6 protein-coding genes and 1 pseudogene are annotated in these 7,511 nt (G+C 62.8%); 6 read left to right on the top strand and 1 reads right to left on the bottom strand.

What is annotated here, in order from left to right; all coding sequences use genetic code 11:
• Positions 1–136: 136 nt before the first annotated feature.
• The 4 genes from sufD (at position 137) to ACH2EI_RS02375 (ending at position 4,191) form a co-directional block, all read left to right on the top strand.
• Positions 137–1,390 carry a Fe-S cluster assembly protein SufD gene (sufD, locus tag ACH2EI_RS02390; RefSeq protein WP_395154231.1) on the top strand — a complete coding sequence of 418 codons (1,254 nt, stop codon included), beginning with the start codon at positions 137–139 and terminating at the stop codon, positions 1,388–1,390.
• Complete coding sequence (locus tag ACH2EI_RS02385; protein WP_395154230.1) at positions 1,383–1,961, top strand: iron-sulfur cluster assembly protein; 579 nt, start codon at positions 1,383–1,385, stop codon at positions 1,959–1,961. Before sufD ends, ACH2EI_RS02385 begins: the two co-directional genes overlap by 8 nt.
• An 8-nt stretch (positions 1,962–1,969) precedes the next feature.
• Positions 1,970–3,283: a P-loop NTPase gene (locus tag ACH2EI_RS02380; protein WP_395159049.1), complete on the top strand. Its 1,314-nt coding sequence runs from the start codon at positions 1,970–1,972 to the stop codon at positions 3,281–3,283.
• 329 nt (positions 3,284–3,612) lie between these two features.
• On the top strand, positions 3,613–4,191 hold the full coding sequence (locus ACH2EI_RS02375) for a TMEM165/GDT1 family protein (RefSeq protein ID WP_395159047.1): 579 nt from the start codon (positions 3,613–3,615) through the stop codon (positions 4,189–4,191).
• Positions 4,192–4,266: 75 nt separating this feature from the next.
• Here the strand turns inward: ACH2EI_RS02375 and ACH2EI_RS02370 are convergent.
• A pseudogene (locus ACH2EI_RS02370) lies at positions 4,267–4,887 on the bottom strand (cyclic nucleotide-binding domain-containing protein); the annotation flags it as partial.
• 625 nt (positions 4,888–5,512) lie between these two features.
• Here ACH2EI_RS02370 and ACH2EI_RS02365 point away from each other — a divergent pair.
• A complete protein-coding gene (locus tag ACH2EI_RS02365) occupies positions 5,513–6,370 on the top strand; it encodes an adenylate/guanylate cyclase domain-containing protein (RefSeq protein ID WP_395159045.1) in 858 nt (285 codons plus the stop codon).
• Between the two features lie 145 nt (positions 6,371–6,515).
• A complete protein-coding gene (locus tag ACH2EI_RS02360; RefSeq protein ID WP_395154226.1) occupies positions 6,516–7,337 on the top strand; it encodes a hypothetical protein in 822 nt (273 codons plus the stop codon).
• The last annotated feature ends 174 nt before the right edge of the window (positions 7,338–7,511 follow it).

The following is a 7,511-nucleotide window of genomic DNA, read 5'->3' as shown; positions in this document are numbered from 1 at the left end:
TGCACGTGCTCGTCGACGGGCGCATCGTCAAGTCGGGCGACCACACCCTCGCACTACACCTCGAAGCCAACGGGTACGCCGACTTCGAAAACGGCCTTGGCGACGCTTCTGCGCAATCGCTCGCCGGAGCACAGTCGTGACGAGTGGGGCAACTGCCGCCTCTACGTCGGAGGTCTCCACCGAAACGCAGATCGCGCAGATCACCGCACTGAGGTACCCGACAAAGCGCGATGAGGCATGGCGGCACGCGCCCCATACGGTCCTCGGCCGGTTGTCGTTCGGCTCGCCCAGCGCCATCGCTGGCGAGGTGCCATGGGAGATCGACGCGCAGATCCCGGCTCTCGATGGTCCCCGCATCGTCATCGTGAACGGCGTCGTCGACCACGCCCGTTCTGACATCACGGCACTCCAGGTCGGGTTGGATCTGTCGACGACCGACCATCGCACAGGCCGCGTCGCTGACCGCATCGCGGTTGATGCAGGTTCGGGCATCGAGCACGTCGCCGACGTGTTCGTGGCGCTGAACGTCGCGTTCAGCGGCGACCGCGTGGGTATCCATGTCGCCCCGGGTCGGCATCTCGATGCGCCCATCCACATCGTGATGGTCTCGACCTCGGCTGGTACACACAACACCTCGTGCAGCAAGCTTGCCATTCAGCTCGATGCAGGCAGCTCGGCGAAAGTTGTCGAGACGAGGCTCGGCGAAAGCAGCGAGTTCGGTGGAGCGAACACGCGAACAACCATCGCTCTCGGTGACAACACCACCCTGGATCACATCATCATTCAGGATGTGCCTGCAACCCACGTCCACCTCAGTCGGACCGAAGTGACGCAGGGCGCGCAAAGCGAGCTCCGAGCGAGGTTGTTCAATCTCGGAGCGGCGTACGGCCGACTCGTGTACGAGGTTCAGCTGGCGGGCGAGGGTGCTCGAGCTGATCTCTCCGGCTTGTACTTCGGGAGTGGCGACCAGATACTCGATCAACAGATCAACGTCATCCATGCTGCTGCAAACTGCACGAGCCGACAAGCGTTTCGCGGTGTGCTCGATGACGAGAGCACCGGCGTGTTCAATGGCGCGATCGATGTGCGCCCCGGCGCCGACGGTACGGACGCCGCGCAGTCAAACGACAACCTGTTGCTTTCGAACCGAGCGGAGGCCAATACCCAACCTCGCCTCGAGATCCTCGCCGACGACGTCGCCTGCAAACATGGAGCGACCGTTGGTCAGCTTGATGACGAAGCCTTGTACTACATGCGCTCGCGTGGCATCCCTGCGACCGAGGCGCGACGCCTGTTGATCAACGGCTTCGCCGACCAGGCGGTACACGACGTCGATATCGAGGTTCTCCGGACCTGGATCGCACAGCGACTCGGTCACGACGATGACTGATCAGCCGGCGTCGCCGATCCTTGACCAGCCGATCGCCATCGGAGCAACTCGAGGGTTCAGTCTCGCGCGTGACTGCGTCGTTACGATCGTGCCCGCCGGACACAGGGTCGTACTCCACGAGGGCGAACGCGTCACGCTCCTCCAAGCGCTTGGCGCCGCGGCGACAGTCACGACTGGCGATGGTGAAATGGCGCGCCTCAGCCGGCAGGATTCGATCGACTTCGGTCTCATCCAGGCATCGTCGACCCCTGACACTTCGGGCGATTTGGCCTTCAACGTCGAATCCGTCTGGCAGGCCGCCGCGACGGTCTACGACCCAGAAATTCCGGTGAGCATCGTCGAGCTCGGTCTGGTCTACCGCGTCGACACCGAGGAACTGCCAAGTGGCGGATGGCGGGTTGACATCGCGATGTCAGTCACCGCGCCGTTCTGCGGCATGGGCGACATCCTGCGCCAAGACCTCCATGATGCGGTTGCCGTGCTTCCATGTGTCGAAGCCGTTGAAGTTACCTTGGTCTTCGATCCGCCCTGGGACGTATCGCGCCTTTCCGATGTTGCACGACTTGAGTGAGGAATGATGTGAACGAACCTGCCACCGGTCCGAGCGTCGAGCGCACGGAGCCGTACGAACGACCCGAAGCAGCGCGCGAACCTGACGTCGCGCCGGCGCCGCGCGGTTCGACACCAGACGTCGTCGGTGGGGACCTCGATGAAGTTGCGATCATGAACGCGCTCCGCGGTGTGATCGATCCCGAACTCGGCGACAACGTTGTCGATCTCGGCATGGTCAAACGGCTCGAGCGCAGCTCGGATCGCACCGTTCACGTCACGATCTCGCTGACCACCGCTGGTTGCCCGTTGCGGGCACAGCTCATGCGCGACGCCAAAGCTCGGGTCGGGTCGCTCCCTGGTATCGACCTGGTCAAGATTCACTTTGGCGAGATGACGGCCGCAGAGCGGAGCGATGTGATGTCGAGGGCTCGGTGGAAGGCACGCGACAACGCGCTCGAAACCGACATCCCGCCGACGTGTCGGATCCTCGCCATCTCGTCGGGCAAGGGCGGGGTTGGCAAGTCATCGGTCACCGCCAACCTGGCAGTGCTGCTCGCTGAGAGCGGTTTGACGGTGGGCGTGCTCGACGCCGACGTGGGCGGCTTCTCGATGCCGCAGCTGCTCGGTATCGACAGCGAGATTGCGGCTGAACGCGGCGATGGCGGGAAGATGGCAATGAAGCCGGTTGTCAAGGCGATCGGGGACGGCACGCTTCGGGTGGTGTCGATGGGCTCGATCGCGGGCTCGAACGAGACCGAGGCCATCATGTGGCGCGGCCTGATGTTGAATCGCGCGGTCCAGCATTTTCTTGAGGATGTGAAGTTGGGCGAGCTCGACTACCTCCTCATTGACATGCCGCCCGGTACGTCCGACATCCAGATGGGTCTCGCCCGAATGCTGCCGCGGACCGACGTGTTGATCGTCACGACTCCCGCCAAGGCAGCACAGCAAGTCGCTGCTCGGGCTGCGGACATGGCCCGCAAAGGTTTCCTCCGTGTCGCCGGTGTCATCGAGAACATGGGTCCAACAGTCAACCCCGATGGCACCGTGACTGCGGTGTTCGGTTCCGGCGGCGGACAGGATCTCGCCGACAGCATCGGGGTCCCGCTTCTTGTTTCAATCCCGCTCGATGCGGCTGTCGCCGCAGGCGGTGATGCCGGAGTGCCCGTTTCACTCAAGCATCCGCAATCAGCGACCAGTCTGGTTTTCCGTGAACTCGCCTCGATCATCGTCACCGACGTGGCGCCTCCCGTGGAGATCGCCCAATGCAGCCTCCGAGGGACGCTCCTGCGTGCAGGAGCCGATATCGAGGGGGCCCGAATGCGCGCGGAAAGCCGGTAACTGAGCCAGCGGCTACGCCATCCTTGCCTCACTACCCGGCGCCCGAACAATGGGCGCGCCGATCCTCGCCGCAGCCGCAACGTTGCAGGCGGTGCCTCGGGCCTTGAAGCGTTCCCTGGCGCTCAACCGACTGCTCCGTCGTCGACCTCCAGGTCATCGCCGACGTGGAGACGTCTCTGAACGACCGACGTCAAAACACGCTCGGCTTGCGAACACCGGCCGAGGTGTTCGCCATCGTCTGCTGATATTCGAGGGCCCGCGTGGCGCGTCGTGACCGGTCCGCCAACGGCCGGCGGGCCGGCCCGACCGGCGCGTGTTAGACAGACGAGATGTACGACCTCCTCACCGCCGTGGTGGCGGCGTTCGGCATCATATTTCTCGCGGAGTTAGGCGACAAGACTCAGCTGCTCGCCGTCAACTTTGGTTCGCGCTATTCCCTACGGCAGGTGATTGTGGGCCTGGCGTTGGGATATGGGACGGCCAGCCTCGTCGCTGTCACTGTGGGCGGTCTGCTCGGAGCGAGCCTGCCGCAGCGGCCGATCGAAATCGCGGGCGGCTTGATCTTCATCGTGTTCGGCCTCGTTGCCCTGCGCTCAGATAATGGCGATGGCGGCGATGATACTGAGCGACGATCGATGGTTCGTTCATCGGTGGTCGCGACGATTGCTCTCGCGATCTTTGTTGCCGAGATGGGCGACAAGACCCAAATCGCGACTGCCACGCTGGCAGCGCGATCGAACCTGATCGGTACCTGGATCGGCTCGACGGCTGGCGAGGTAGCGAGCGGCATGATCGGGGTTCTGGCCGGATCGATGGTTGGCGACCGGATCCCAGCAACAGTGATGAAGTGGGTGTCAGCGTTGCTGTTTGTGGCGTTTGGCATCGCCATGCTCGCCGGCTGGCCCTGATCGCAGCCCGAGACTCTTTCAAGCGATGTGCCGGACTGGTTCGGAACGTCACAGCGCAAGAGCCTCGCCCGCGACTCAGGATGACGAAATGAGCTCGTTGGCTGCTCGGCGTTCGGCAGCGGTCTGTCGGAGCAGGTCGGCGATCTCGGGAAATCTGGACGTGAGCGACGAGAACTCGGCGACAGACATCATGGAGATCCACATGTCGGAGTCGGCGGTGACGGTTGCCGACCTCGTGGAGTCGGAGTCGCTAAGGCTCGCGAGCAACGCCATTGCGCCGAAGTGATCGCCGGGCCCGAGCGTGGCCACTTCACGACCATCGATGGTCACTGTTGCCGATCCATCGAGCAGGACTCCGAACTCGCGTCCGGCGCGGCCCTCCCTTGTCAACTGTTGGCCGGCAGCGATGGAGATCGACGTCCCGAGCGCATCGATCGCGCTGAGTTGATTGGTCGAGCAGCCCCGGAAGATCGTCGCCGAGGTGATGCTGTGGCGGACCGGCTTGTCGTTGGTTGCGGTCTCATTGCCGACGGTGTGCGCAACGAGTACGTCGCATGGTGCGTGACGGGTGACGGCAGCAGCAACCGAGCCAAGCGCACGTTTCGCGCCCTGCACACGCTTGTTTCCGACCACGATCATGCTCGCATCAAGTCGTGCCGCTTCGTCACAGAGCGATTTTGCCGGGTCGGTTCCGCCGAGGGCTGTGGTCGACTCCGACGATGATTGCGCTCATGCTGTTCCCCTTGTGCTGCAGTGCCTGCGACGGAATGTCTCAGGCCTACTTGGAGTTTGCGGGAAGGCAGGCCGAGCGTCTGTGATCTGGATCACGGATCAGGACAGAAACCGGTCACGGTCGAGAGTCGCCAGGAGTGCTTCGAGACGTTGCCGCAGATCCTCGCTACGCGGCACCCTTGACCATGTGGAGAGGGCCTGTAGGCCCGGCAGAGGCGTACTACGTATTGTGATCCGTTGAAGTTATGGCTTCTGCGATTTCTGTGCGACTCGATGACGAGGCGGACCGTGCTGAGATGCTCGAAGTCGCCGGCTTGATGGAGTCGTTGTGTGCGGCGCGGTGATGTGTTCCGATTCAAAATCCCGAAGGGACTGGGCCATGAGCAGCATGGCGTTCGCTACGGAGTAGTCGCGCAGGCCGACGAGTTCTTGCCCCGGTCGAGGTCGAGGGCGAGTCAACACGGTTGCTGATCGAGTAGCTCGGCGCCGTGGACAGGCAGCGTCTCGGAAAGCGGGCCGGTCGACTCACGGTAGAAGAGTTGTGGAGTGTCGACGAGGCACTCGCTACGTATCTCGGGTTGAGTCGCCTGTGAACGGTTCCGACCGCTCGGTGGCGCTGCTCGTGCATGACGCGATCTTGCGTGGCGCGATCTTGCGTGGCGCGATCGAAAGCAACGATGGCTACGTGTTCACCACCGCCGGGGACTCGTTTGCAGCGGCGTTCGGGCGGGCATCGGATGCAGTGCGAGCAGCAACCGAATCACAACACGCGCTGATGAACGCTTCATGGCTGGGCCCGGAATTGAAGGTCGGCACGGGTCTCCATCTCGGTGAGGCCGAAGAACGAGGCGGCGACTACTTCGGACCCACCGTGAACACCGCAGCCCGAGTCGAAGCCGCTGGCCATGGCGGGCAAGTCTTGATGACCGACACCGTACGAGTTGCCGCAGACGTCACCGACGTGACCGATCTCGGCATTCGAGCCTTGGGTAATGTCGCTGAACCACTCCGCCTCTTCCAGGTCGGGACCGACACGTTCGCGGCGCTGCGCGTCGTTGATCTTTCGATGTCGAACATTCCGTTGTGTGGTTCGTCGATTTCACCGCGGTCAACAACGGGGCTGATGTTCCCGCCGCGATCGCAAACGGCCTCGGACTCAACCTCGGTGCTGGCGCTGCGACCGCACAGGTTCTGGCGTTTCTTGCAGACAAGGATGCGTTGGTGGTCCTCGACAACTGCGAACACGTCATCGACGAAAGCCCGGGCTTCGTCGAAGCCTTCCTCGCCACGAACAGCCCGGCGAAGATTTTGGCGACGAGTCGTGAGGCGTTCGACATCGACGGTGAACGGATCATCGTGCTCGGCTCGCTCGCATCCGACAGCCCTGATTCGCCAGGTATACGGCTCTTTGTGGACCGGGCCACGATCGGTGGATCACCGCCGGTGAACTCCTCACTGGCAGCTGGGGTGCCTACGACCTCGACGTCCGGTTTTCTGAGTTCAGAACGGCGCGTACCCGAACAGCAGCGCACGTTGTCGAACTTGACCCCGACCTCCACGGCTGCCTTGCCGCCCAGTACTTCCGGGCGTCCATGTACTTCGATGAAGTCGTTTCTGTGGTCGCCGCGGCCGATGAACTCACACGATCACCGGTCGACAACTGTCGTCCCACCGGGTGGGCGATCAACGCGGCGGTATCGGAAGTGCTGGTCGGACAACCGCAAGCCGCACTCGCCACGGTCGCCCAACTCAACGAGTTCGACCTGCCTTTCATGGACGAATCCGGAGTTCGAGCACTCGCCCACCTCGCGCGTGGCGACACCGCAACCGCCACCATCTTCATCCGGCGGCTTGCGACACGCGCAGCCACTGGACTCTTCCGAGGCGAGTCACAAGATGCCATGGTGCTGTTCGCGGCGCTCGCCCACTTTCACAACGACCACGACATCGCTTGGCGACTCGTTCTGGCTGCGGGCGAGGGACGTCAGCCCGGCTCGATCGCCTACGGGCGCCATCTCGCCAGACGACTTGGCATCATCGACGACTACACGAGTCGAATCGACGAGCAGATGAGCCAACCCAACGACCCCTCGGGCGCCACTCGTTCGATGAACGCCCTTCGCGCTGAACTCGCCCGCCACGGCTGGGCCTGGGAAGGTGTCTCGCTCATCGGGCTTGCGTGGCGCCTGGGCTGTTTGTTAGCCGAGCCAGTTGCGGTGTTCGAGTTCGGCTCGCAATCTTTGTTTGGGTCGCTTGAGGTTCCGCAAGCTGCCGGCGACAACGTAGATCCGACGTCCGGCGAGGATGACGAGTGGATTGCTCTCGCCCGTGGCCAGATGGCTTCCCGTCCGCCGACGCAGAAACATTTGCAGCGACCTCATCGTCTCGCTGATGACTTTCGTGCATACATATGATCGATGTTGTGAGTAAATACGAACTGGTGTATACTTACATATGTCATCGACAACGGTGTTGGAGGGTTTGGTCTGCGAGGTCTCTGACATTGACGCCAACATTGACGTTGAGGTCAACGACATTGTTGGCGTCCTGAACTCTCAGCATGCTGCACTGGTGGATCGGGTCGCAGT

Origin of the sequence: Ilumatobacter sp. (assembly GCF_041688325.1) — a bacterium.
Lineage (GTDB): Bacteria > Actinomycetota > Acidimicrobiia > Acidimicrobiales > Ilumatobacteraceae > Ilumatobacter_A.
This window is presented reverse-complemented; position numbering and strand designations above follow the sequence as displayed.